General features: G+C 73.8%; 15 protein-coding genes, 1 other RNA gene and 2 pseudogenes. 10 read left to right on the forward strand and 8 right to left on the reverse strand.

The genetic code is table 11. The annotated features are described in order from the left end of the window. The first annotated feature begins 312 nt into the window (after positions 1–312). Positions 313–1,092 (forward strand): glycosyltransferase, encoded by a 780-nt coding sequence (locus tag E4N63_RS19960; protein WP_230241342.1) that lies wholly within the window; start codon positions 313–315, stop codon positions 1,090–1,092. 52 nt (positions 1,093–1,144) lie between these two features. Here the strand turns inward: E4N63_RS19960 and E4N63_RS19965 are convergent, their stop codons facing one another. From E4N63_RS19965 to E4N63_RS19985, 5 genes are all read right to left on the reverse strand, one after another. Continuing rightward, complete coding sequence (locus E4N63_RS19965) at positions 1,145–2,887, reverse strand: glycosyltransferase (RefSeq protein ID WP_230241343.1); 1,743 nt, start codon at positions 2,885–2,887, stop codon at positions 1,145–1,147. A 137-nt stretch (positions 2,888–3,024) separates the two neighbouring features. Next, entirely contained in the window at positions 3,025–3,927 is a 903-nt protein-coding gene (locus E4N63_RS19970) for a carbohydrate ABC transporter permease (RefSeq protein ID WP_125626608.1), read from the reverse strand. Positions 3,928–3,980: 53 nt separating this feature from the next. Beyond that, positions 3,981–5,330, reverse strand: a complete 1,350-nt coding sequence (locus tag E4N63_RS19975; RefSeq protein WP_125626606.1) for a carbohydrate ABC transporter permease — start codon at positions 5,328–5,330, stop codon at positions 3,981–3,983. Positions 5,331–5,346: 16 nt separating this feature from the next. After that, complete coding sequence (locus tag E4N63_RS19980) at positions 5,347–6,768, reverse strand: ABC transporter substrate-binding protein (protein WP_125626605.1); 1,422 nt, start codon at positions 6,766–6,768, stop codon at positions 5,347–5,349. A gap of 488 nt (positions 6,769–7,256) precedes the next feature. Beyond that, the gene (locus tag E4N63_RS19985) at positions 7,257–11,276 is read right to left on the reverse strand and encodes an FHA domain-containing protein (RefSeq protein ID WP_230241344.1); all 4,020 of its coding nucleotides are present in this window, start codon (positions 11,274–11,276) and stop codon (positions 7,257–7,259) included. A gap of 564 nt (positions 11,277–11,840) precedes the next feature. Here E4N63_RS19985 and E4N63_RS19990 point away from each other — a divergent pair. The 4 genes and pseudogenes from E4N63_RS19990 to E4N63_RS20005 all read left to right on the forward strand — a co-directional run bounded on the left by E4N63_RS19990 (position 11,841) and on the right by E4N63_RS20005 (position 17,491). Beyond that, positions 11,841–13,524, forward strand: a pseudogene (locus tag E4N63_RS19990) (serine/threonine-protein kinase). 176 nt (positions 13,525–13,700) lie between these two features. Then, positions 13,701–15,041: pseudogene (locus E4N63_RS19995) on the forward strand (serine/threonine-protein kinase); the annotation flags it as partial. Positions 15,042–15,147: 106 nt separating this feature from the next. After that, the gene (gene prfB / locus E4N63_RS20000; protein ID WP_227959636.1) at positions 15,148–16,254 is read left to right on the forward strand and encodes a peptide chain release factor 2; all 1,107 of its coding nucleotides are present in this window, start codon (positions 15,148–15,150) and stop codon (positions 16,252–16,254) included. 331 nt (positions 16,255–16,585) lie between these two features. Next, complete coding sequence (locus tag E4N63_RS20005) at positions 16,586–17,491, forward strand: hypothetical protein (RefSeq protein WP_230241345.1); 906 nt, start codon at positions 16,586–16,588, stop codon at positions 17,489–17,491. Between the two features lie 234 nt (positions 17,492–17,725). Here the strand turns inward: E4N63_RS20005 and E4N63_RS20010 are convergent, their stop codons facing one another. Further along, positions 17,726–17,917: a hypothetical protein gene (locus E4N63_RS20010; RefSeq protein ID WP_019711626.1), complete on the reverse strand. Its 192-nt coding sequence runs from the start codon at positions 17,915–17,917 to the stop codon at positions 17,726–17,728. 306 nt (positions 17,918–18,223) lie between these two features. On the opposite strand from E4N63_RS20010, the gene ftsE reads away from it, so the two are divergent. From ftsE to ssrA, 5 genes are all read left to right on the forward strand, one after another. Beyond that, positions 18,224–18,913 carry a cell division ATP-binding protein FtsE gene (gene ftsE / locus E4N63_RS20015; protein WP_039824235.1) on the forward strand — a complete coding sequence of 230 codons (690 nt, stop codon included), beginning with the start codon at positions 18,224–18,226 and terminating at the stop codon, positions 18,911–18,913. Positions 18,914–18,955: 42 nt separating this feature from the next. Continuing rightward, a complete protein-coding gene (gene ftsX / locus E4N63_RS20020) occupies positions 18,956–19,867 on the forward strand; it encodes a permease-like cell division protein FtsX (protein ID WP_019711624.1) in 912 nt (303 codons plus the stop codon). Positions 19,868–19,934: 67 nt separating this feature from the next. Further along, on the forward strand, positions 19,935–21,119 hold the full coding sequence (locus E4N63_RS20025; protein WP_125625157.1) for a S41 family peptidase: 1,185 nt from the start codon (positions 19,935–19,937) through the stop codon (positions 21,117–21,119). An 18-nt stretch (positions 21,120–21,137) separates the two neighbouring features. After that, the gene (gene smpB / locus E4N63_RS20030) at positions 21,138–21,644 is read left to right on the forward strand and encodes an SsrA-binding protein SmpB (protein WP_043469750.1); all 507 of its coding nucleotides are present in this window, start codon (positions 21,138–21,140) and stop codon (positions 21,642–21,644) included. A gap of 199 nt (positions 21,645–21,843) precedes the next feature. Then, positions 21,844–22,222, forward strand: a transfer-messenger RNA (tmRNA) gene (gene ssrA / locus E4N63_RS20035). A gap of 86 nt (positions 22,223–22,308) precedes the next feature. On the opposite strand, the gene E4N63_RS20040 is transcribed toward ssrA, so the two are convergent. Further along, entirely contained in the window at positions 22,309–23,142 is an 834-nt protein-coding gene (locus E4N63_RS20040) for an IclR family transcriptional regulator C-terminal domain-containing protein (RefSeq protein ID WP_125625160.1), read from the reverse strand. 118 nt (positions 23,143–23,260) lie between these two features. Next, positions 23,261–24,751 (reverse strand): amidohydrolase family protein, encoded by a 1,491-nt coding sequence (locus E4N63_RS20045; RefSeq protein WP_230241346.1) that lies wholly within the window; start codon positions 24,749–24,751, stop codon positions 23,261–23,263. Positions 24,752–24,908 lie beyond the last annotated feature (157 nt).

Consider the following 24,908-nt stretch of genomic DNA (forward strand, 5'->3'; position numbering starts at 1 on the left):
CGGCTCGCAACGCGTGCTGCACACCCTCGCACAGGGGTTCGGGGAGCGCGGGCACCGCACGGAGCTGATCGGTATCCGGCCGAGCCCGGAGCCGTACCGCTACCACGCCGACCCCGCCTACCGGCACACCACGCTCTACCCCGCCCCGCGGCGCCCCTCCGCCCGGCCCGAAGCCTCACCGAACGCCTCGGTCCCGCCCGGCTGCTGGAGAACCGGGCGCGCCGCGCGGAGCGCGACCGGGCCCGGGCACGGCTGGCCGCCCGGTTCGCCACCGCCGGCCGGGGCTACGTCGTCATCGGCTCGCCCTGGGCCGTGGACTGGCTGTCCGCCGTCGACCGGCCGCAGCTCAAGGGCATCGGCCAGTACCACGAGTCGTTCGCACAGGCACGTGCCTCGGCGAACCTCCGGCTGATCCTTCGGCACTACCCGGACCTGGAGAAGTCCCTCTTCCTCAGTGAGGGCGACGCCGCCGACTTCCGCCGGCAGAGGCTGCCGAACGCCGCCGTGATGCCCAACCCGCTGCCCTTCACGCCCCCCGCGCCCGCCCCGCTCGACACCCGGCGGATCGGCGCCGTCGGCAGGCTGGAGGAGATCAAGCGGCTGGACCGGCTGATCGACGCCTTCGCGGAGATCTCGCCCCGCCGGCCCGGCTGGGAGCTGCATCTCTTCGGCGACGGGCCGCTGGAACCGGAGTTGCGCGGGCGGGCCGCCCGGCTCGGCTGCGCGGAGCGGGTCGTCTTCCGGGGCAGCGTGCGCGACGTGGCCGCCGCCTACCGCGAACTGTCCGTGCTGGCGCTCACCAGCGAGCGCGAGGGGCGCCCGATGGCCGTGGCGGAGGCGGCGGCCTGCGGGGTGCCCGCCGTGAGCTTCGACCTCTCGGACGGGGTGCGGGAGCTGGTCGCCGACGGCCGCACCGGCAGGCTGGTGCGGCCCGGTGACCAGGAGGCGTTCACCGCCGCGCTGCGCGAACTGGTGGCGGACGACGCACTGCGGGAGCGTTTCGGGCGCGCGGCACGGGAGCACGTCGCCCCGCTCGCGCTGCCGGCGGTGCTCGACCGCTGGGAAGCACTGTTCGAGGAGATCGACCGCTGAACGGACGGCGAAGGAGCCGTAGGTGACGTGGGCACGGGGAGCGGGGCGGGACTCACCACCGCTCGGCCAGTCCCCGTCGCAGCGCCCGGCCGGCGATACGGAGCGCGCTGCGCGGCCCGCGCGCCACCCGCAGCGCGAGTGAGCCGCCCGCCGCCTCGAACGGGTGCACCAGCAGCAGACCGTTCCGGCCGGCCGCCACCCCGCGGCGCGGCAGCGGACCGGCGGCCCGCACGCCGGTGTAGAGCGAACCGCCGTCCGCACAGTGGATCCTGACCCGGACGTCCCAGATCTCCGGCGTTCCGCCGTGCCCGCCGGCGGAGGCCGGTCCGGCGGTGCCCGGGGTGTCCAGGCCGAGCAGGACCTCGGCGGTCCAGGACGGGGCCGCGGTGTCGTCCCGGGTGAGGACGGCGTTCCGGGCCAGTCCCAGGCGGCCGTCGTCGCGGTGGCGCAGCTCGACGTCCACGGTGACCGGGCCCCCGGCGGCCATCAGCCGTCCGTACAGCTCGTGGACGCGCAGGACGAGCCGCAGCCGGGGCCGGGTGAGGCCCATGGTGCCGGTGCCCCGGTCCCCGTTCCGGATGCCGCTTCCGTTCCCGCCGCCGCGGCCTCTGCCGCCGGTGCCGCGCTCGTGCGCGCGGAGCGTGCCGTCGACGGTCACCGGCAGCCGGTGCAGCGGCGTCTCGTCCACCTGGTCGAGCAGGACGGCCGGCAGGTCGATCGCCCACACCGGCCGGCCGTTGACCCGCGCGTACGGGGGCAGCAGCCGGGCCGGGTGGACGGCGAGCCCGGCCAGCCGCTCCACGTCACGGGGGTGGCCGGCGGCCGCGATCACCCGGGCGCTCCACCGGGCGGGCGCCCGGGCGGCGAGCAGGTCCTCCTCGCCGAACGACTCCAGATGCTCCCGGGTGAGGTCCCACCAGGCGAGGCGGTGGTCCTCGTCGCGCCGGCCCAGTTCCCGCAGGTATATCCGCAGGTCGTGGTCGAGGAACTTCACCCGGGCGGCGTGGGCCAGCCGCCGCTGCCCGGCCAGTTGCAGGGTGTCCACGGCCAGCCGGTGCGCCGTCAGCCGGGCCCGCCAGCCGTCCACCCGGTTCCGGTCCAGCGAGATCGAGGGCCGGGCGGCGGTGCGGCGGACGTGCCAGATGTAGACGGTGTCGGGGATGACGGCGATCCGGGGGCGGGCGGCCAGCACCCGGGCGGTGAAGACGAAGTCCTCGTAGCGGAACGGGCCTTCGGGGAAGGTGATGCCGTGCGCGGCGAGGAAGGCCCGGTCGTACAGCTTGTTGACGCAGAGCGTGTCGCGGACCAGGCGCGGCTGCAGCTCCGGCGCGTCGTGGACCGCCTCGCCCAGGTAGAGAGCGCGCTGCCAGCGGGTGTCGCGCCGCAGCGGCAGTTCGCGCCGGAGGCAGGCGCCCGCGACGACCGGTGCCGCGTGCCGGAGGGCGGCCGCGAGGAGGGCGTCGGCGGCGCCCGGCGGCAGCACGTCGTCGCTGTCGAGGAACATCACGTACGGGGCGGTGGCCTGCCGCAGCCCGTCGTTGCGGGGACTGCCGCAGCCGCCGCTGTTGACGGTCCGGTGCCGCACGCGCAGCCGGGGCTCACGGGCCGCCATCCGGTCGAGGAGGGCACCGGTGCCGTCGGTGGAGGCGTCGTCCACGGCGATCACCTCACGGACGGCGGGCCCCTGGCCGAGAGCCGAGCGCACCGCCGTCCTGATGTGCGCCGCGTCGTTGTAGCCGATGACGACCACACTGATCTGTGTGGCGTCCTCCGGCGGCGGCATATCGGCATCCATGGGGACAAAGACTATATTTCGCAAGGATGCGCGGAGGGGCGCCGTGCCCGCCGTCATGAGAACCGCGGGGTGACCGGGACCCGGGTGGTCCGGCACACCCCGCGGCGCGGTGGTGCCGAGAGGCGGCGCGACCGCCGTTACTTGACGGCGCCCGCCATCACCCCGTTGACGAACTGGCGCTGGAAGGCGAAGAAGACCGCCAGCGGGATCACCATCGAGACGAAGGCTCCCGACGCCAGGACGTCGATGTTGTTGCCGAACTGGCGTACCTGCTGCTGGAGCGCCACGGTGACCGGCGGTGAACCCGGGTCCGCGAAGATCAGCGCCACCAGCATGTCGTTCCAGACCCAGAGGAACTGGAAGATGCCCAGCGAGGCGATCGCCGGACCGCCCAGCGGCAGCACGACCCGGGTGAAGAGCCGGATCTCGCCCGCTCCGTCCAGCCGTGCCGCCTCCAGCAGTTCGCGCGGAATCTCCGCGAAGAAGTTCCGCAGCAGGAAGACGGCGAAGGGCAGGCCGAAGGCGACGTGGAAGAAGACCACGCCCGCCAGCGTCTGGAAGATGCCCAGGCTGTTGAAGAGCTTCGACACCGGTATCAGCGCCACCTGGACCGGTACCACCAGCAGCCCCACGACCACCATGAACACCCAGTCGCGGCCCGGGAAGTCCAGCCAGGCGAAGGCGTAGCCGGCCAGGGCGCCGATGACGATGACGAGCACCGTGGACGGCACCGTGATCGCCACGGTCGTCCACAGCGAGGTGGTGATGTCCTCGTTGCCGAGCAGGTTGGCGTAGTTGTCCACGGTGAGCTGCGCGGGCTCGGTGAAGACCGTCCACCAGCCGCTGGTGGCGATGTCCGAGGTCTCGCGGAGCGAGGAGACCAGCAGGCCGATCGTCGGCGTCAGCCAGAACAGGGCGATCACCAGCAGAACGGCCTGTACGAGCCCGCCGCTGGTACGGGCCGTCAGCCGCGCGACGAGCGAGGGCCTGGCCGGCCCGGACGGCCCGGACGGGCCCGGCACGCTTCCCTTCTTCGCCACCGTCGGACCGCTCCGCTCCGCCGAGCCCCCGGGGCCCGTATCCGTCGAGGCGCTCACGGGCGTCGCTCCCTTCGCATGCGGCGGATGTTGAAGGCCATCACCGGTACCACCAGCAACAGCAGGACCACGGCGATCGCGCTGCCGACGCCCTGTTCGGCGTCGGTGCCGAAGGACAGCAGATACAGCTGGAGGGCGAGGACGTTGGCGTCGTTCTGCGTGGCCCCCGGCGCCAGGATGTAGACGAGGTCGAAGATCTTCAGCACGTTGATCATCAGGGTGACGGTCACCACCGCCAGCACCGGTGCCAGCAGCGGCACCGTCACCTTGCGGAAGACCTGCCACTCATTGGCCCCGTCCACCCGGGCCGCCTCCATCAGCTCGCGCGGCACGCTCGCCAGCCCCGCTCCGATGAGGACCATCGCGAAACCGGCCCACATCCAGATGTAGCTGCCGATGATGGCGGGGGTGACGAGGTTGGGACCGAGCCAGTTGATGCCGTTGTACGCCTCGGTGAAGTTCGAGCCGGGCAGCCGCAGCTGGGCCCCGGCCGCGCTCGCGGGCAGGCTGTATCTCCCGTCCTCGCCGGACTCGGCGCTCGCGACGACCTCGCCGTCCCGGACCGCCTCGACCTTCACCCCGGCCAGGGCCTTCTCGCCGCGGTCGATCACCCCGGCCTCGCCGCCCCCGCCGGGCGTGAAGTCGAGCCAGACGGTGCCGGTGACCTTGTCCCCGTCCGGCTCGGCGGCCACGGCCTCCGCCGCGTCCTTGGGTATCTCGGCCGGGGGGATGCCGACCAGCGGCAGCCCGGCCGGGTCCCCGGCCCGTACGGTCTCCTCGGTGGTGAAGGAGCCGCCGGCCGTCTTCTCGATGCCCGTGTTCGGCCGCGGCCGGGCGCCGGGATAGGCGGAGGACTCGGAGAAGGTGTCGTGGATGCCCGTCCACACGGCGTTGGCGACCCCGCGCTCCGGGTCCTGCTGGTAGACGAGTGTGAAGATGATGCCCGCCGCCAGCATGGAGATCGCCATCGGCATGAAGACGATCATCTTGAAGGCGGTGCCCCAGCGGACCCGCTCCGTCAGCACGGCGTAGATCAGGCCGAGTGCCGTGGAGACGGCCGGGGCGACGATCACCCAGACCAGGTTGTTCTTCAGCGCGGTGCGGGTGCCGGGGTCGGAGAACAGCTCGCCGTAGTTGTCCAGGCCGACGAAGGCGGTGCCCTCCGTGTCGAAGAAGCTCCGCACCACGGAGTACCCGATCGGGTAGACCACGAGCGCGGCCAGCAGCACGAGCGCGGGCAGCAGGAAGCATGCCGCGATCCAGGCCCGGGTGCCGGCCACGCCCTTCTTGGTGACGGGGGGCGGGGCGCCGGGTGTGGCGGCGCCCCCCGCGGTCGCTGTCGTCATCGGTCGCGGCCGCCCGTCAGTTCTTGTAGGCCTTGGCGGCTTCCGCCTCCAGCCGCTTCTGGGCACCGGCCACGTCGTCGGGGTTCTTGAGGAAGTCCTGGAGCGCCTTCCACTCGCCCTCGCCCTTGGTGCCGCCGAAGGAGGCCGGCGCCTGGTCGGACATGTCGAAGCGGAAGTCGTCACCCGCGTCGACGAGGGCCTTGGCGATGTCCCGCTGGACGTCGTCCGGGTAGGCCTTGAGGTCCAGTTCCTTGTTGGGCGAGATGAAGCCGCCGGCCTTCGCCCAGATCTCGGCGGCGTCCGTCGAGGCGAGGAAGGTCAGCAGGGCCTGCGGGCCCTTGCCGTCCTTGAGCGCGACGGCCACATCTCCGGCGCTGACCACCGGGGATTCCTCGCCCACGGCCGGGAACGGGAAGACCTTGGCGTCGGTGCCGATCTCCGCCTTGGTGTCCGAGGAGATGTTGACGGCCACGAAGTCGCCCTCGAAGACCATGGCGGCCTCCGGCGCGTCACCGCCGGCGAAGGTCTGGGTGACGGACTTCGGGAACTCGGTCTGCAGCGCGCCCTCCTGGCCGCCCGCGAGCAGCGTCTTGTCGCCGAACAGTTCGCCGAGGGTCTCCAGCGCCTCCTTGACGGAGGGGTCGGTCCACTTGATCTCGTGTTCGGCGAGCTGGTCGTACTTCTCCGGTCCCGCCTGGGAGAGATAGACGTTCTCGAACCAGTCGGTGAGCGTCCAGCCGTCCGCGCCGCCGACGGAGACCGGCGCCACCCCGGAGTCGGAGATGGTGCGGGCGGTCTGGAGGAAGTCGTCCCAGGTGCCGGGCTCCTCCACGCCCGCGTTCTCGAAGGCCGCGGTGTTGTACCAGATGAGGGACTTGTTGGCGGCCTTGAAGTAGACGCCGTACTGCTTGCCCTCGTGGGCGCCGAGATCGCGCCAGCCCTGCGAGAAGTTCTTCTCCAGCTGTTCCTGCGCCTCCTCGCCGGCCGGCTTCAGTTTGCCCTGGGCCGCGAACTGCTTGAGCGCGCCGACCTGCGGGAGCAGCGCGATGTCCGGCGGCTGGCCTCCCTCGATCTTCGTACCGAGGAAGGTGGAGATGGAGTCGCCGGTCGGGACGAACGAGACCTCGGCGCCGGTCCGCTTCTCGAACTCGTCCAGCACGGCCTTGAAGTTCTTCTGCTCCGCCCCCGTCCAGACGGCGGCCACCTGGAGCTTCTCCCCCGTGAGCTTCGGAAGGTCGACGGTGACGGCGCTCTTGCCCTCACCTCCGCTCTCGCCTTCCTTCCCGTCGTCTCCGCCTCCGCCGCAGCCCGCGGCGGTGAGCGCGAGCGCGCTCGCGGTGACGGCGGCCAGCACGGCCCGTGTGGTGCGTCGTGTGTGACTGCCTGCGGAGCGCGCTCCGCGTGCCGCTCTGTTCGCGGTGGTGAGAGTTGTGCGCATTGTGCCCGACCTCTCCTGGGTCCCGCCTGGGCCCCACCCGTGAACCCCCGTGAGGGGGCCGGCCCGTGTACGGCGCCCGCCCGGCGGGCGACCGCACGGGGCTCGTCCCGTACGTACTGTGCGACAGTCCTATGCCCCGGAGGAGAGCGGTCGCAATACCGGGACGGTGATCAACTGACCGATTGTGACCGGGCCGTGATGGGCAGTCAGACTTGTTGAACGCGCGTAGGGGACGGCACCCGGAAACCCGTTCGGGCAGTGCGGCCGCGGGGTACCCGGCCCCTTTGGGGCGGTGAACGGTTCCTGGGGGCGAGCGGGTGGACCGCGGCCCGGGCAGGGTGCGCCGGCAGCAGACACCCGGGGCGGCCGGCGGGGGTGTACGGGGCGGGCGCGCCCCGCGCCCGTGCCGGTCGCACCGGCCCCGGCCCGCCGCTCCCCGCCGAGGGCCGGGCCGCGGCGGCCGCCCGGCCACGGCGGGCCCGGCCCCGTCAGACCAGCGGCGGAGCCGGAGCCGCGTCGGCGGACTCGGCCGCCCGCTGCAGCGCACTGGCCAGCAGCGCCAGGTCGGTCGGCCCGTTGCCCAGTTCGCGGAGCGGGCGGCGCGTCGGAGGGTCGCCCATGCGCTCCCAGTCGAGCGGCACCACCGTCGGACGCTGGGTGGCCGTCCGCGGGATGCGGCCGGTGACCCGGCCCGCCTGGAACCAGACGACCGAGCCGTCGGGGCCGGTCAGCCGGCCGCGCCCCGCCGTCGCCCCGGCCTTCTCCGGCCCGTCGGTCACGGCGGGCAGCACTTCCAGGGAGACCCGCCCCCCGGCGGCCTCCGCCGCTGCGGTGCCGGCCGTGCGCTCCGGATGGCCGGTCGCCGCGATCAGATGGACCCCGAGCCGGGCACCCTCCCGGGCCACCGCCTCCAGCGCCCGCACCACGGAGCCGGCCGCCGGGCGGCCGGTGCTGCCGAGCGCGGGTGACAGCAGGGCGTCGAAGTCGTCGACGAGAACCACCAGCCGGGGCAGCGCCTCCGGACCGGCCACCGCCCGGGCCTCCGGCTCCGCCCCGGCGGCCGCGCCGTTCCGCGCGCTCCCGGCCGGCGCCGGCACCGTACCGGCGGGTGCCGCGGCGGTGCCCACCGGGGCGCCACCGGGGGAACTCCCGTGCGTTCCGGCCGGGGCGGCTCCCGCGGCCGGAGTGCGGCCCTCCCCGGGACGGCCGCCGCCGCGGACCCGGAGCTTCAGCGTGCCGCCGGACTCCGGCTCCGGATCACCGCTCCGCCGGTCGCCGCCCGGGCGCTCGGCCGCACGCCGCGCCGGCCGCTCCGCACGGCCGGCCCATCGGGTGTGCCACTCGGAGAAGTCCAGCCCGTCCAGGAGTTCGGCCCGCCGTTTCAACTCCGAGCTGAGCGCCTGGGCGAAGGCCCGCATCCGCACCGGGTCGACACCGGTCACATACGTCGTCACGTGCGGGAGGTCCGTGCAGGCCCGGAGGCCCTCACCGCGGGCCTCCGGCTGCGGGGAGCGCAGCCCGCCGCCGTCCACCAGCGCCATCGCCAGCCGGTCGGGCCGGTCGGCAGCCGCCAGCGAGGCGGCCAGCGACCGCAGCAGCTCCGTCTTGCCGCTTCCCGCGCCGCCCTCGACCAGCAGATGCGGGCCCTCCGCCGCCACGTCCACGGTGAGCGGGCCGTGCGGTCCCGCGCCGAGCACCGCGCAGAGCTGCCCGCCCGGCGGAGTCCCGGGGTCGGCCGCGGCGGCCCAACGGGCCGTCAGCGAGGCGGGGGTGGCGCGGGCCAGCCCCAGCTCGTCCAGCAGCCGCGCGGCACGCGGCAGCGTCACCGCCACCCGCCGCGATCCGCCCGGACCGTGTGTCCCGGCCCCGGTGTCCGGCAGCCGCAGCGGCGCGAGCGACCGGGCGAATCGCTCGGCCCAGGCGGTGGACACGGCGTCGGCGACCGCGGCCGTGCCGTTGTCCGGCACTCCGGGACGGCGACCGCCCGGGGCGCGCTCCACCGGCACCGCGCGGGACGCGATGCCATGGGTGTCCGCCGGGTCGCCGGAGAGCGGACCACCGGGCCCGGCGGGGCCCGCCGCCGTGCCGGACGGGTTGGCGTGGCCGTGCGTCCCGTGGCCGCCGTACGCGGCCGGGACGGGGTCCGCGGCGGGCGCGGCCGGGCCTCCCGGTCCGTGCGCCCCGCGCCGGTCGGCGGGAAGGTGTATCAGCCGGAGCGCCGTGGCCACCTCACCGCTGAGCATCGCCACCGCACCGCACTCCCCGAAGGCCGGGGACACCGTGCGGGCCGTCTCGAAGTTGGCGAGCAGCGGAGCCGCGGGGGAGGCGGCCGGGGTCTCCACCGCGCAGAGGAGATGGACCCCGGCGGCCGGACCGGCGCACGCCAGCCGGGCCGTGGCCCCCCGCAGCTCCGGGGAGCCGGGATCGCCGTCCAGGACCACGACGGTGTACGAGCCGTCGCCCCGGGCCGCCGTGCCGCCGGTGCCGTGTCCGGCCGCCCCGGTGAGCGGGGCCTCCTCCACCTGGCGGGCCAGCTCCGCGATCCGGGCGGCGGCCTGCTCGGAGTCGTAGGCGAGCAGCAGGCGGCAGTCCTGGCCGTGGGCCGGACGCAGCTGCGGCAGCCAGCCGATCCAGGCCCAGTCGGCCATCCGGTCCCGTATGTCCCGCGCCGGGTCGGCGCTGATCAGGACGATCTCCAGGGTGGCGGGGGAGTGCAGCGCGGCGAGCTGCGCGACGACGGACCGGGCCAGCCCGGCCAGTCGCGCCCGCGGACCGGCCAGGCCCAGCGAACCGGCCTGCCGTAGCCCGACGGTGACGGGGAAGGAGGGCACGCCCGCGCGATCGGCCGTGCCGAGCCGCACCACCAGGGCGTCGGGGTGTCCGGGTCCGCGTTCCCACAGCCGCGGACCGGGGCCCAGGGCGGTGAGCAGGATCTCGGAGGGGTCGGGCCAGCGCCGGTGCAGCGCGGCGGCAGCGGCGGCGGACGGACCGAAGGCGTCGGCCGGACGGCCGGGCCCGGCGGGCTCGTCCTCGGCGCGGCCGCCGGCCAGGCGGCGGGCCCAGGCTCCTATGCCGCGGCCGCGGCGCCCGGCGCGGCGGTCCGGCTCGCCGCCCTCGCCGGGCCGCGCACCGGGAGGGCCGGCGCCGTACCCGCCCGCGGGGGGCGCCCCGGCGGAGGCGCCGGGCCGGACCGCGCCGGGCGCGGGCCCAGCGGGCGGCCACGGGGTCCCCGCGTCGCCGGAGCCGGGGCCGCGGAAGGCACTGCTGCCCTCGGCGGCGCGGGTCTCGCCTGCGGGGATCCGGTACGGGTGGGGGACGTCGCCGTGGCCGGTCACCGTGTGTTCCCGGGGGCCGTCCGGGTGCTCGCCGGGCAGGTACGGGCCCGGCTCCCCGCCGGGGCCCCGCTGTCCGGGCAGCCGCGCCCGGCCGGGCGGCTCCTGCGGGCCGTACTTGGCGCCGCTGTACCCGGATTCGCCGTATCCGGGTACGCCGCGCCCGTGTTCCGCGTACCCCGGCTCCCCGGGCCCGCCGTGCTGTTCACGCGCCCCGTGTCCGCCCGGCCGCTCGCCGGCCGGTGCGTGTTCGCCGCCCCGGCGGTACGGGCCGCCGTGCGCGGGCCCGCCCGGACCCGCGGCGCCGGAACCCGCGGCCGCGTCCCGGGCCGCATCCGGGGCCGGGGTGAGGGTCCGGCCGCCGGCGACGGCGGGGGCGCTGCCGGGCAGCTCGACCCGGAGCCGGCCCTCGCCGTCCGGCGCCACCGGAAGCGAACCGGGCAGCACCGCCGGCCGCCGCACCGCCCCCGGTCCGCTGGGGGAGTCCTCCGGAGGGTCCTCCCCGGCGTCCGCCGCGGACTCCAGCCGCAGCGCCGATTCCCCGACGCGGAGCAGGGCACCCGGCGGCAGCGGCCGGGGCCGGCCGTCCACGGGCGCGCCGTCGACCGCGGTGCCGTTGGTCGAGCCGAGGTCCGCGACGGTCACCAGGCCGTCCCCGGCGAGGGTCACCGCGCAGTGCAGCCGGGAGACGTCGGGGTCGTCGAGCGGGACGTCGGCGTCGGCGGAGCGGCCGATCCGGATCTGCCCGCCGTGCAGCAGATGGACCCCGCCCGCGTCCGGCCCGGCGACGACGTGGAGCCGGGCGGTGCCCCGCGCGGCCGTCTCCTGGGCGATGCCGGGGTGCAGTCCGGGCTCGACCGGGGCGTGCAGGGAGAGCACCGCGCCGTCGACGAGCGGCGGTTCGCCCAGCAGGCGGTGGCGGCTGTCGAGCCGCTCGGAGCCCGCGTACAGCACCACGGAGGCCGAGTTCTGCGCCGCGCCGCCCGCACGGGTGCCGGAAACGCCGGGGACGGCGGGCTCCGCGCCGCGCCCGGGCTCCGCGACGGCGGCCACGGCGGCCGCGAGGCCGCCGGCCACCGCGGCGAGCGCCGTTCCGGCGGGGGCCGTGACGAGCACATCGCAGGAACGCGGGGCATGGCCGCTGAGCGGCCCGAGGACGGTCAAGCGGATCTGCATCGCCGTCAGCGGTCCCTTCCGCCCGGACGCGGCAGGGGCCCGGTCCGTCCCCCGCCCGTGCACGGGCGCTCGGCACGTACAGGTCACCACAGAGCGCGGGGCCCCCGCCCCCCGCTCCTCCGTGCGTGGGTGCATCCTCGCACCTGCCGGTGACATCCTGCCCGGTGACCGCCGTTATTCGATCTTGAATTATCCCTGTCCGGCCAAAAAGCGCCGCACAGGGCGTCGGTGACGGCATCCCCTGTCACCCGGCGGACCGATTGCGTCTCTTCCCGGTCGACTTCCGTCCGGCACGCCCGGAAGCACCGGCTCCGCCCCCCGGCCGGACGGCCCCGCGTCACCCCGGGCCGGGCCGGACCGGGGACCACCGGGCAACCATCGGCGCGGCAGCCGCGTCCTCCCGGTACGGACCGCGGCGTGTCCGGGTCCGTACCGGGAGGGAACCGGAGAACAGCCGCAGGACCCGCCGCCCGCCCGTAACACGGCACTAGAGTGGGGCGGAACGGCCCCGTGGAGTCCCTCCGCGGAACACGGCCCGGTACCAGGACGTAGGGAGCGCATGACGTGCGGCCGGTAGGCAGTAAGTATCTGCTCGAAGAGCCGCTCGGCCGTGGGGCCACCGGCACCGTCTGGCGGGCCCGGCAGCGCGAGACGGCGGGCGCGGAGGCTGCGGTGGCCGGGCATCCCGGCGAGGCCGTCGCGATCAAGGTCCTCAAGGAGGAGCTGGCGCACGACCCGGATGTCGTGATGCGCTTCCTGCGCGAGCGGTCGGTCCTGCTCCGGCTCACCCACCCCAACATCGTCCGCACCCGCGACCTCGTCGTCGAGGGCGATCTGCTGGCCCTCGTCATGGACCTGATCGACGGCCCGGACCTCTTCCGCTATCTGCGCCAGAACGGCCCGTTCACGCCGGTCGCCACCGCCCTGCTGACCGCGCAGATCGCGGACGCGCTCGCCGCCAGCCACACCGACGGCGTCGTCCACCGCGACCTCAAGCCCGCCAACGTCCTGCTGGCGACCGGCCCGAGCGGCGAGATGCACCCGATGCTCACCGACTTCGGCATCGCCCGGCTCGCGGACTCGCCCGGTCTCACCCGCACCCACGAGTTCGTCGGCACCCCCGCCTATGTCGCGCCGGAGTCCGCCGAGGGCCGCCCGCAGACCTCCGCCGTCGACATCTACGGCTGCGGCATCCTCCTCTACGAACTGGTCACCGGCCGTCCGCCCTTCGCGGGGGAGACGGCCCTGGAGGTGCTGCAGAAGCACCTCAGCGAGGAGCCGCGCCGCCCCACCACCGTCCCCGAACCGCTCTGGACGGTCATCGAGCACTGCCTGCGGAAGAACCCGGACGAGCGGCCCAGCGCCGTCAACCTCGCCCGCGGCCTCCGCACGGTCGCCGCGGGCGTCGGCGTGCACGCCAACCCGGCCCAGGCCGAGGCGGCCCTCGGCGTCGCCGCGCTGCTCGCGCCCGACCCGGCGCCCGCGCCCGTCCCCGGCACCACCGCCGGCCACGGCGCGGGAGCTGCCGGCGGCGGGGACGCCGACCCGACGCAGGTGCTGCCGTCCGGCGCGAGCGCGTACGACCCCAACGCGCAGACGGCCTTCCTGCCCGCCGGCGGCGGGCCCGGCGGCCCGGACCACGCCGGCGCCACCCGCGCGATGCCCCCGGTGCCGCCGGGGCCGCCCGGCGCGGGGGACGGCCAGGACGGCGAGCACCCCTGGCAGACCCAGATGCGCGCGGCCCGCGACCGCAACGAGCAGACCCAGGTCCAGTACCTCGATCCGGACGAGGACCCGCTCCGCCGCCGCCCGCAGCGCCGCCCGGCACAGCAGCAACAGCAGCAGCCCGCTCCCTACGCGCCGCCCCCGCAGCCCCGGCCCCAGCCGCGCCGGGAGCCCCGCCGCCGGCAGGAACCGCAGCCCCAGCGGTACGCCCCGCCGCCCCGCCGGCCCCGCGCCGCGCCGGGAGCCGCGCCCCCGCAGCGCCAACCCGATGCGGATCCCCGGGCTCGGCTGCCTCAAGGGCTGCCTCTTCACCATCGCGGTCTTCATCCTGGCGGGATGGCTCGTCTGGGAGTTCACCCCGGTCCAGAGCTGGGTCGCGGAGGGCAAGAGCTTCTGGCAGGCGACGACCGACGGCATCGGCCAGGTCGTCGACTGGATCTCGCAACTCGGCCAGGCGTCCGAGCAGCTCCCCGACACCTCCGACATCAAGGCCCCCGAACTCGACCCGGGCGCCGGCCAGTGACACCGGCCCGGCCGCAACATCTCCACGACTGTGGAGACTTGTCGACTTACGGGACCCGATTTACCGCGCAGAAGTGATGGTTGGCCCCATCCTGGGCAACGGACACCCCGGTGGCCGCGTAGCTTGGTGGCCCACGCCTGCCCTCCGCGCGGAGGGCATGACACGTCGGAGCAGTCTTGGCACGCAAGATCGGTAGCCGGTACACCGTCCACCAGATCCTCGGGCGGGGGTCCGCCGGGACGGTGTGGCTGGGCGAGGGGCCCGAAGGCCCGGTCGCCGTCAAACTCCTGCGCGAGGACCTCGCCTCGGACGAGGAGCTCGTCGAACGCTTCGTCCAGGAGCGCACCGCGCTCCTCGGCCTCGACCATCCCCGGATCGTCGGCGTCCGCGACCTCGTCGTCGACGGCAACGACCTGGCCCTCGTCATGGAGCTGGTGCGCGGCACCGATCTGCGCACCCGCCTCGAACGGGAGCGCCGGCTGGCCCCGGAGGCCGCCGTCACCATCGCCGCCGACGTGGCCGACGCCCTCGCCGCCGCGCACGCCGCGGGCATCGCGCACCGCGACGTCAAACCGGAGAACATCCTGCTCGACATGGAGGGCCCGCTCGGCCCGGGCGGCGCCCACCCGGCGCTGCTGACCGACTTCGGCGTCGCCCGGCTCGTCGACTCCCCCGCCCGCACCCGTGCCCTGCGCTCCACCGCCGGAGCCGCACCGGCCCCCCGCACCGGCCAGAGCCCCCGCACCGGGCAGGCCGGCGCGGCGCGCAACATCATCGGCACCCCCGACTACCTCGCCCCGGAGATCGTCGAGGGACTGCCGCCCCGTGCCTCCGTCGACATCTACGCCTTGGCGACCGTCCTGTACGAACTGCTGGCCGGTTTCACCCCGTTCGGGGGCGGCCACCCCGGTGCCGTGCTGCGCCGCCACGTGACCGAGACGGTGGCCCCGCTGCCCGGCATCCCCGACGAGCTGTGGCAACTGCTCGTCCAGTGCCTGGCCAAGTCGCCCGCCTCCCGGCTGCGCGCGGCCGAGCTCGCCGGCCGGCTCCGGGAGCTCCTGCCCGCTCTGGCCGGGCTCCCGCCGCTCGACGTGGACGAGCTGGACGGCGAGCGCGCCGGCGACGACCCCGCGGAGGAGCGGGCCGAACCCTTCCGCTCCGTACCCGAGCAGCCCCGCCGCGGCGCCGTGCCCCTGGTCTACGGCTCCGCGCCCGACTCCGGACGGGACACCCACACCAGCATGCGCGTCCCCACCGAGGACGAGCTCGCGGGCGGGGCGCACGGCACCGCGCGGGTGCCCCGCAGACCGGGCGAGCCCCGGCCCGGTTCGGCCCGCCGCCGGGCGGAGGCCCTGCGCCGCCGCCGGATCCGGCTCGGCGTGGTCGTGGCGGGCCTGGTGGCGGTGGCCGGGCTCGGCGGCTGGCTGGCGGCCTCGGCCGACGGCGCCGTCACCGGCGGCGGCCCCGGCCCACCGGGGTGGGGGTACGGAGCACTCGGCGCCCCGGGCCCCGCCCCGGCGGGCCCGCCGGGGTGGCCCCGGCCACCGGAGCCCCCTGAGCCGCCGCGGCCACCCCGTACCCGCCTCTGCGTGGTCTCCGGCCGGAAGCCGTTAGGCTGGGGGCGTGGCAGTCGTCGATGTATCCGAAGAGCTGAAGTCCCTCTCCTCGACCATGGAGTCGATCGAGGCCGTCCTGGACCTCGACCGGATGAGGGCCGATATCGCCGAGCTGGAGGAGCAGGCGGCGGCCCAGGACCTCTGGGACGATGTCGAGAACGCGCAGAAGGTCACCAGCAAGCTGTCCTATCTGCAGGGCCAGCTCCGCCGGGCCGAGGAACTGCGCGGCCGGATCGACGACCTCTCCGTCCTCTTCGAGCTGGCCGAGTCGGAGGACGACGCGGACACCCGTGAGGAGGCCGAGAACGAGCTCCGCTCGGTCCGCAAGGCCGTCGAGGAGATGGAGGTCCGCACCCTCCTGTCCGGCGAGTACGACGCCCGTGAGGCGCTGGTCAACATCCGCGCCGAGGCCGGTGGCGTGGACGCCGCCGACTTCGCCGAGCAGCTGCAGCGGATGTATCTGCGCTGGGCCGAGCGGCACGGCTACAAGACCGAGGTCTACGAGACGTCCTACGCCGAAGAGGCCGGGATCAAGTCGACGACCTTCGCCGTCCAGACCCCGTACGCCTACGGCACCCTCTCGGTCGAGCAGGGCACGCACCGCCTGGTGCGCATCTCGCCGTTCGACAACCAGGGCCGCCGGCAGACCTCCTTCGCGGGGGTCGAGGTGCTCCCGGTGGTCGAGCAGACCGACCACATCGACATCGACGAGTCCGACCTGCGCGTCGACGTCTACCGTTCCTCCGGGCCCGGTGGCCAGGGCGTCAACACGACCGACTCCGCGGTCCGGCTGACCCACATCCCGACCGGCATCGTCGTCTCCTGCCAGAACGAGCGCTCGCAGATCCAGAACAAGGCCAGCGCCATGAACGTCCTCCAGGCGAAGCTGCTGGAACGCCGCCGGCAGGAGGAGCAGGCCAAGATGGACGCGCTCAAGGGCGAGGGTTCGGGCTCCTGGGGCAACCAGATGCGCTCCTATGTGCTGCACCCGTACCAGATGGTCAAGGACCTGCGCACGGAGTACGAGGTCGGCAACCCGCAGGCCGTCCTCGACGGCGACATCGACGGCTTCCTGGAGTCCGGCATCCGCTGGCGCAAGCAGCGCGAGAAGTAGCCCGCCGGTCAGCCGCCGCGACCGGCTCCGGGGGCCGTGCGGAGAAAGAATATGAATGCTCAACTGCCGCCTCATGGGCGGCAGTTGCCGTTTTCGTCACAGTCCTGTGCGTGCCTGCGGCCCAAGTGGTCACGCAACGGACATAGCGCGCTCAACGCGCTTGACGCTGCTGTGAATCTTGGGAAGGGTGACGCTCGGCATGCCCATGTCTGGGCGCGGGCGCTAAGGGGGCGGACGGAACGAGAGTCCCGCACCACTCCTACCCACAACGACCAACAGCCCATGCATGGCTGCTCCACTGACGAGATCAGCTACTGGGGGTAGCAGCTAGATGACAAAGAAGACGCGGTTGCGCGTTGCGCGCATAACCGCCGGCGCGGTGATCGCTGCCGGGGCCTCCCTGACCGCCGCGGGCGCCGCACAGGCCGTCGGCGTGGACGTTCAGATCGGCGGGCTCACCACCAAGGCGTCCGTGGAGGAGGGGAACATCGAGGTCGGCATCCAGGCCGACGAGCCCGACCCCTGCGACGTCCTCCCCTCGGAGTGCGAGGACGGCGGCGCCGGCAACGGCGGCACGGACGGTGGCGCTGACGGCGGTGCCGATGGCGGTGCCGATGGCGGTGCCGATGGCGGTGCTGACGGCGGTGCCGATGGTGGCGCTGACGGCGGTGCCGATGGTGGCGCCGACGGTGGTGCCGATGGTGGCGCCGATGGCGGTGCGGACGGTGGCGCCGACGGCGGTGGCATCGGTGGCGGGATCGGCGGTGGCATCGGCGGCGGTGACGGCGGTGCGGACGGTGGTGCCGACGGCGGCGCGATCGGTGGCGGGATCGGCGGTGGCATCGGCGGCGGCGACGGCGGCGGTGACAACGGCGGCTCCGGCAACGGCGGTGGCACCGGTGGTGGTGACGGCGGCGGTGACAACGGCGGCTCCGGCAACACCGGCGGCACCGGCGGCGACGGTGGCTCCGGCAGCACCGGCGGCAGCACCGGCGGGGGCAACAACCCCGGCCCCGACACCGGCGGCAACGTCGACACCGGCATCGACACCGGCACCGACACCAACAACATCGGCGCGCAGCCGGTCGAGCAGGGCGAGGCCAAGGAGGAGCTGGCCGAGACCGGCGCCTCCGAGACCGCGTTCCTGCTGATCGGTGCCGCGACGATGATCGCCGGTGGCATCGGCTTCCGCTTCCTGCCGCAGATCGTGGCCGGCCGCGGCGGCGCCGCTGCCTGACCGGGCGGTCCGCACGGTCACCGGGCACGGCACGCGCCCGTCACAGGGCGCCTGAGAACGGACCGAGGGCCCCGGAACGCAGCCGGCGTTCCGGGGCCCTCGGCATGCGCGCGGGGGCCGTTCAGGGCGCGTACGGGCAGAGCCGCCAGGGGCGGGCCGGAACGCGGCCCCCGGGCCGGAGCCCGAGTCGTCCGGTTGCCCGCCTGCCCGCCGTCTGCTTCGCCCGCCCGCCGTCTACGCGGTCTGGTGCGCCAGCAGGGCCACGGCCACGAGCGTGACCAGCAGGGCGATCAGCGCGGCCGGGGAGAGTCCGGCGAAGAGGCCGTTCTGGTGCTGGAGCCGCTCTCTGCTGGCACGGCAGACGGCGCAGCGCCCCTCGTTCACCGGGCCCGCGCAGTTGGCGCACACCAGTCGGTCGCATGTCATGCGATCTCCTCCTCACTGGGGCCAACGCCCGGGGGAGCGCTTCCGTTCCCCATACCACTGTGCCAGCTTCCCGGCGATCCGGCGCACCGGGAAGCGCACTTGGAAGGGCCGGGGGACCACCGGCGGCGAAGCCGTGCCGCTATTGCCGGGTTTATTCCCGATGGTGCCGTGAATCGGCGCTCATCGGAGGGCGACGACTGCACGACTCCGCCGGGTTCGCGTATGGTCACGCTCACCGGCGGGCGCCGCAGCTGGGCTGTACGGCGTTCCGCGTCCCCTCTCTACAAGGTCGACCGTGGTGCACCCGTGATCCGATTCGACAACGTATCCAAGTCCTACCCCAAGCAGACGAGGCCCGCGCTGCGGGATGTCTCGCTGGAGGTCGAGAAGGGCGAGTTCGTCTTCCTCGTGGGCTCCTCAGGCTCGGGCAAGTCCACCTTCCTGCGGCTGCTGCTCCGCGAGGAGCGGGCGACCCATGGCTCGGTGCACGTCCTGGGCAAGGACCTGGCACGGCTCTCCAACTGGAAGGTGCCGCAGATGCGGCGCCAGTTGGGCACCGTCTTCCAGGACTTCCGGCTGCTCCCCAACAAGACGGTCGGGGAGAACGTCGCCTTCGCCCTCGAAGTGATCGGCAAGCCGCGGGCGCAGATCCGCAAGACGGTCCCCGAGGTGCTGGACCTGGTCGGGCTGGGCGGCAAGGACGACCGGATGCCGGGCGAGCTCTCCGGCGGTGAGCAGCAGCGGGTGGCCATCGCCCGGGCGTTCGTCAACCGCCCGATGCTGCTGATCGCGGACGAGCCGACGGGCAACCTCGACCCGCAGACCTCGGTCGGCATCATGAAGCTGCTGGACCGGATCAACCGGACCGGTACGACCGTGGTGATGGCGACCCACGACCAGCAGATCGTCGACCAGATGCGCAAGCGCGTCATCGAGCTCGAGAAGGGCCGGCTGGTGCGCGACCAGTCGCGCGGTGTCTACGGCTACGCGCACTGAGTGACCACACCGTAGCCGCGGGCCACACCCTGAAAGGACATCATGCGCGCCCAGTTCGTCCTGTCGGAGATCAGCGTCGGTCTCCGTCGCAATCTCACGATGACCTTCGCCGTCATCGTCTCCGTCGCCCTCTCGCTCGGCCTGTTCGGTGCCTCCCTGCTCATGCGGGACCAGGTCGACACGATGAAGGGCTACTGGTACGACAAGGTCAACGTCTCGATCTTCCTCTGCAACAAGAACGACGCGGAGAGCGACCCGAACTGCGCCAAGGGCGCGGTCACGGCGGACCAGAAGAAGGAGATCGAGGCCGAGCTGCAGAGGATGCCGGTCGTCGACACCGTCCACCACGAGTCGAGCGACCAGGCGTACAAGCACTACAAGGAGCAGTTCGGCGACTCCCCGCTGGCCTCCTCGCTCACCCCGGACCAGATGCAGGAGTCGTACCGGGTCAAGCTGAAGGACCCGGAGAAGTACCAGGTCATCAAGAGCGCCTTCTCGGCCCGTCCCGGTGTGCAGGCGGTGGAGGACCAACGGGATGTGCTCGACAACCTCTTCAATCTGCTGAACGGCATGAACATCGCGGCACTCGTCGTGATGGCGCTGATGCTGATCGTGGCGCTGATGCTGATCGTCAACACGGTGCGGGTCTCGGCGTTCAGCCGGCGCCGGGAGACCGGCATCATGCGGCTGGTCGGGGCGTCGAGCTTCTACATCCAGATGCCGTTCATCATGGAGGCCGCCATCGCGGGCCTCATCGGCGCCGTCTTCGCCTGCGTACTGCTGGTGTTCGGGAAGTTCTTCCTCGTCAACAACTGGCTGGCGGAGCGGATCGACCTCATCAACTTCATCGGCTGGGACGTGGTGCTCGCCAAGCTGCCGCTGGTGCTGGCGATCGGCCTTCTCATGCCCGCGATCGCCGCTTTCTTCGCTCTGCGCAAGTACCTCAAGGTGTGATGTTCGTCCAAGGCGCCGTACGGCCAACTCCCCGTACGGCGCTTCGGCGTCGCCTAGACTCACCGGCATGTCGGGCTCGTCGATGTTCGTCCCGCCCCGCCGCCTCCGCCGCGGGGCCGCCCTGACATTGGTCCTCGGCAGTGTCCTCGTCACCGGCGGCGTCTCCGGCATCTGGCAGGACGACACCCGGGAGCACGTGTCCGTACGGGCCGATGCGGTCGCGGACACGGCCGGTGAGGGGCCCGACGAGGCCGCCGTCGCCGAGGCGGCAGCCGCGGCCATGGCCGCAGGCGAGTCCGGGACCGACGCCGCCGAGGAGGTCGTCAGCCGCAGCGGCGACCGCTGGTCCGCCGTCTACAGCGCCGGGGAGTACGAAGGGCTGCGGCAGAGCCTGGACGGCTGGTACGTCGGGGTCGGCATCTGGGTGCGGCACGACGCCGAGGGGCGGATCGAGGTGGCGCGGGCCCTGCCCGGCAGCCCCGCCGACCGCGCCGGCATCAGACCCGGCGACGGGCTCCGCGCCATCGACGGCGAGAAGACCGGCGGGCAGCCCGTCACCGAGGTCGTCGCCCTCCTCCGCGGCGACGACCGGGGCGCCGGGGAGGGCTCCTCCGTCGAACTGGACCTGGAGCGTGGTGACCACCGCTGGCGGGAGACCCTGACCCGGACCCGGCTGGCCGCGGAGAGCGTCACCGTCCGGACCGCGGCGGACGGCACGAGCCTGATCGAGGTCGGCTCCTTCACCAAGGGGTCCGGCGAGGAGGTCGTCCGCGCGGTGCGGAAGGCCCGCGACGGCGCGGGGGTGCTGCTCGACCTGCGGGGCAACCCCGGCGGACTGGTCGGCGAGGCGGTGACCGCGGCCTCCGCCTTCCTCGACGGCGGTCTCGTCGCCACCTACGACGTGCACGGCGAGCAACGGGCCCTGCACGCGGAGGAGGGCGGCGCCGGCAGCGGGGTGCCGCTGGTCGTCCTGGTGGACGGCGGCACCATGAGCTCGGCCGAGCTGCTGGCCGGCGCGCTGCAGGACCGGGGCCGGGCGGTCGTCGTCGGGACGGAGACCTTCGGCAAGGGCTCCGTGCAGATGCCCGAGGAGCTGCCGGACGGCTCGGTGGCCGAGCTGACCGTCGGCCACTACCGCACCCCCTCCGGCCGGTCCGTGGACGGCGAGGGGATCACCCCCGACCTGGTGGCCCGGGAGGGCGCCGAGGAGCGGGCCCGGACGGTATTGACTGGCCTCGCGGGTGGCTCGTAGTGCGAGAATGGCCGCGCTATGGCAAAAACCAACAAGGCTAAAGAGAAGGCCAGGGAGTCGGGCCGCAAACTGGTCGCGCAGAACAAGAAGGCGCGGCACGACTACACCATCCTGGACACCTACGAGTGCGGTCTGGTGCTGACCGGCACCGAGGTCAAGTCCCTGCGGCAGGGCCGCGCCTCCCTGGTGGACGGCTTCGTCCAGCTGGACGGCGGCGAGGCCTGGCTGCACAACGTGCACATCCCCGAGTACACCCAGGGCACCTGGACCAACCACGCGGCACGGCGGAAGCGGAAGCTGCTGCTGCACCGCGAGGAGATCGACAAGCTGGAGCGCAAGTCGCAGGAGAGCGGGCACACCATCGTCCCGCTGCAGCTGTACTTCAAGGAGGGCCGGGCCAAGGTCGAGATCGCGCTGGCCAAGGGCAAGAAGGAGTACGACAAGCGGCAGACGCTGCGGGAGAAGCAGGACCGGCGCGAGGCGGACCGGGCGATCTCGGCGGTGCGGCGGCGCCAGCGGGCATGAGACGCCGGCGGACGTTCCGGCGGGCGTGACGGCCGGGGGTCGGAGGACGCCGGCGGGCCCGGGGCGGGCCGCGGGTGGCGCGGATCACGCTCTCCCGGTGCCGGGCGGGAATGATCTGGCTCCCGCGTCGGTTGTTGACGTACGATGGACCACAGCGCCACCGGGTGTTCCGCACCGGGTGTGCTTGTCAAATCAACATGGGGATGATCGGTTTCGACAGCGGATGTCGAAGCAGGGGAAGCGAGCCGAGGAAGCGGCAATGATCTCGTAAACCATATGTCGCAAAAAATAATCGCCAACACCAAGCGCGATTCCTTCGCCCTCGCTGCCTGATTTAACAGACAGCGACTCTGCGGAGTGTCAGCCCGGGCTTGATCCCGTCCCGGAACCTGGCATCAGCTAGGGATCTAAACCACCGGCCCCGGCCACGGGGGCCGGTGGGAAATCAAACAGTGGCTGAGCCCGTCGGAGACTTGTTCGCGTGATCTCCGGGGCCGAGAAAATCGCAGCGAACTGCGCTCGGAGAAGCCCTGTTTCCGCACCGTTGGACGCGGGTTCGATTCCCGCCATCTCCACCATCCCGTGCGCCGAAGGCCCCGCTGATCCAGCGGGGCCTTCGGCGTTGTACGGGTACGGGTCGGTGCCGTGCGCCGTGCGCGCGGTTTCAGCCGGGAGCGGAGGCCGTCTCCGTACGGGGGTCCAGCTCCCGGTGCGGCCGGGACTGCCACAGCGCCCACTCGGCACTGATGTCCCCGGCGGTGCGCAGCAGGAGCGGCAGATGCTCCCGCAGCAGCTTCTCGGTCGGGGTCTCGGCAGCGTGCACGGTGACGTTCATGGCGGCCCGGACGGTCCCGGTGCCGTCCCGCACGGGGACGGCGACGGAGCGGACCCCCGGAGCCAGCTCCTCGTCCGCCAGCGCCCAGCCGCGGGCGCGCACCTCGGTGAGCTCCTCGTGCAGCCGCTCCGGAGTGCTCCGGTCGTTCTCTCCCGGCAGGCCGGAGCGGCTGGGCAGGGCCAGCGCGGCCGCCAGCTCGGCCGGGGAGAGGGCGGCGAGCAGCACCTTCCCCTGCGAGGTCCGGAGGGCGGGGAACCGGGTGCCGATCTCCACCCGCAGGGCGATGATCTTGGGTACGGAGACCCGGGCCACGTAGACGATGTCCGAACCGTCCAGCTGGGCCATGGACGAGGACTCGCCGGTGCGGGCGACCAGGGACTCCATGTGCGGCCGCGCGATGTCCCAGAGGCCGAGGGCCCCCACATAGGCCATGCCCAGGCTGAGCACCTTGGGGGTCAGCTGGAAGGCGCTGCCGGAGGACCGGACGAAGCCGAGCTCCTCCAGCGTCAGCAGCAGCCGGCGGGCGGTCGGCCGGGCGAGCCCGGCCGCGGTGGCCACCTCGGTCAGGGACATGCTGCGGTGGTCGGTGTCGAAGGCGGCCAGCACGTCCAGCCCGCGGGCCAGGGACTCGACGAAGTCCGGCCCCGCCCCTCGTCCAGCCATCTCCCTGCCTCCCGTGATCGTGTGGCCCGCGGTGCCCGGCTCGGCGACCGCCCGTCCCGGGGGAGCCTACGGCCTCGGCGGGACGGTACGGGCACCCGGTGGCGGCCGCCGGGGCCGCTCAGCCACCGGAGTCCGGCTCACCGAACACGGTGCCCCGGGCGCCGCGCGTGGAGTCCGACTTGTACGCGGTGTACTGGTACGGGTTGTCCAGCACCTCGTCGTCCGGCAGGTCGGGGTCCATGCCGGCGGCCCACGCCTCCTCGCCCAGCGCCGACCGCAGATGCTCCACGGTCGCCTCGGCGGTGCGCCGCACGGCCGGCAGATCGGCGCCGACCAGCCGGTGCGCGTACTTCACCACCCGGCCGTCGACCAGCACGGTGTGCACATCGCCGCGCTGCGCCTGGAACGCCACGTGCCCGTAGGGGTTGAGCAGCGGGAACGAGACCGGTGAGGCGTCGTTCCGGATCAGCACGACGTCGGCCTTCGCTCCCGGTTCCAGCCGGCCCAGGTCGTCCCGGCCCAGGGCGCGGGCGCCGCCCCGGGTCGCCCAGTCGACCACCTGCTCGGCCCGCAGATGGACATGGGTCACCGTGTCGCCGCGCGTATGGGCCTCCAGATGCTCGCGTGACCGGTCGGCGCCGAGCGTGGTGCGCATCGCGGTGAAGAGGTCGCCGCTCCACCAGACGCTGGTGTCCATCGACAGTGACACCGGAATGCCGTGCCGGCGGACCTGCCAGGTGGGCGGGTAGCCCTGGCCGGCGCTCTGCTCGGACTCGGTGGAGACGGACACGGAACCGCCGGTGGCGGCGATCCGGTGGTAGGCGTCGGTGGTGAGCGTCGCCGCGTGGACGTAGACGGTCTCCGGGGTCATGAAGCCGTTCTCGTGCATCAGGCGGATGCCCGTGTCGTCGGTGGCACCCCAGACCCCCGCGTGGGTGGTGACCGGGAGTCCGAGCTCGCGGGCGGCCTCGAAGGCGGCCTTCTCCGGGAAGGCGGGATCGCCCGTGACGTCGAAGGCGAGCTGGAAGCCGAGGAGGTCGCCCTTCCCCGTGCGGCTCCGGTCGAGGAAGGACCGGACGGCGGGGTCGGCGGTCCACTCCCACGGCGCCGCGTGGATGTTGCCGTAGGCGAGCACGAACCGGCCGGGGACCGCCCGGAGGGCGTCGACGGCGGCCTCCGCGTGGTCCACGGTCCGCAAGCCGTGGGACCAGTCGACCGTGGTGGTGACCCCCGCCTCCAGCGCTTCCCAGGCGGAGAGCAGGTTGCCGGCGTACACGTCCTCCGGGCGGAAGGCCCTGCCGTGCTCCAGGTAGTACCAGACGAAGTACTGCGTCAGCGTCCAGTCGGCGCCGTAGCCGCGCATGGCGGTCTGCCACATGTGCCGGTGGGTGTCGATCATGCCCGGCATGACGATGCCCCCGCGGGCGTCGATCTCCCAGCAACCCTCGGGGACGTCGAGGCCCCGGCCGACCGCGGCGACGCGATCGTCCACGACCAGGACGTCCGCGCCGGTCAGAACGGAGCGGGCGTCGTCCATGGTCAGCACGGTGCCGCCGCGGAACACCACAGGTCGGCCGGCCGCCGGCACCTGGGCTTCGGGGTGGGACATCTCATCCTCCACAGGGTCGGCCGGAGTGGCGGACGAATGTCCGTATGCCGGTCGCGGACTTGGTGCGGCCACTGTGGAACGGCCAGTGGGGCCTGTCAAGAGTCCGGCGTCGCGCGCTACCCGTTCGTGTGCGTCCCTTGACAGCCCCGAGGGGCCG

The organism is Streptomyces sp. MNU89 (assembly GCF_020982505.1).
Lineage (GTDB): Bacteria > Actinomycetota > Actinomycetes > Streptomycetales > Streptomycetaceae > Streptomyces > Streptomyces xinghaiensis.

What these genes read in the sequence shown, in the direction of transcription:
- E4N63_RS19985 (WP_230241344.1), bottom strand. Translation starts at nt 11,276, where the DNA reads ATGCAGATCCGCTTGACCGTCCTCGGGCCGCTCAGCGGCCATGCCCCG.
- E4N63_RS20045 (WP_230241346.1), bottom strand. Translation starts at nt 24,751, where the DNA reads ATGTCCCACCCCGAAGCCCAGGTGCCGGCGGCCGGCCGACCTGTGGTG.
- smpB (WP_043469750.1), top strand. Translation starts at nt 21,138, where the DNA reads ATGGCAAAAACCAACAAGGCTAAAGAGAAGGCCAGGGAGTCGGGCCGC.
- E4N63_RS20010 (WP_019711626.1), bottom strand. Translation starts at nt 17,917, where the DNA reads ATGACATGCGACCGACTGGTGTGCGCCAACTGCGCGGGCCCGGTGAAC.
- E4N63_RS20025 (WP_125625157.1), top strand. Translation starts at nt 19,935, where the DNA reads ATGTCGGGCTCGTCGATGTTCGTCCCGCCCCGCCGCCTCCGCCGCGGG.
- E4N63_RS19975 (WP_125626606.1), bottom strand. Translation starts at nt 5,330, where the DNA reads ATGACGACAGCGACCGCGGGGGGCGCCGCCACACCCGGCGCCCCGCCC.
- ftsX (WP_019711624.1), top strand. Translation starts at nt 18,956, where the DNA reads ATGCGCGCCCAGTTCGTCCTGTCGGAGATCAGCGTCGGTCTCCGTCGC.
- E4N63_RS19965 (WP_230241343.1), bottom strand. Translation starts at nt 2,887, where the DNA reads ATGGATGCCGATATGCCGCCGCCGGAGGACGCCACACAGATCAGTGTG.
- E4N63_RS20040 (WP_125625160.1), bottom strand. Translation starts at nt 23,142, where the DNA reads ATGGCTGGACGAGGGGCGGGGCCGGACTTCGTCGAGTCCCTGGCCCGC.
- E4N63_RS20005 (WP_230241345.1), top strand. Translation starts at nt 16,586, where the DNA reads ATGACAAAGAAGACGCGGTTGCGCGTTGCGCGCATAACCGCCGGCGCG.
- E4N63_RS19980 (WP_125626605.1), bottom strand. Translation starts at nt 6,768, where the DNA reads ATGCGCACAACTCTCACCACCGCGAACAGAGCGGCACGCGGAGCGCGC.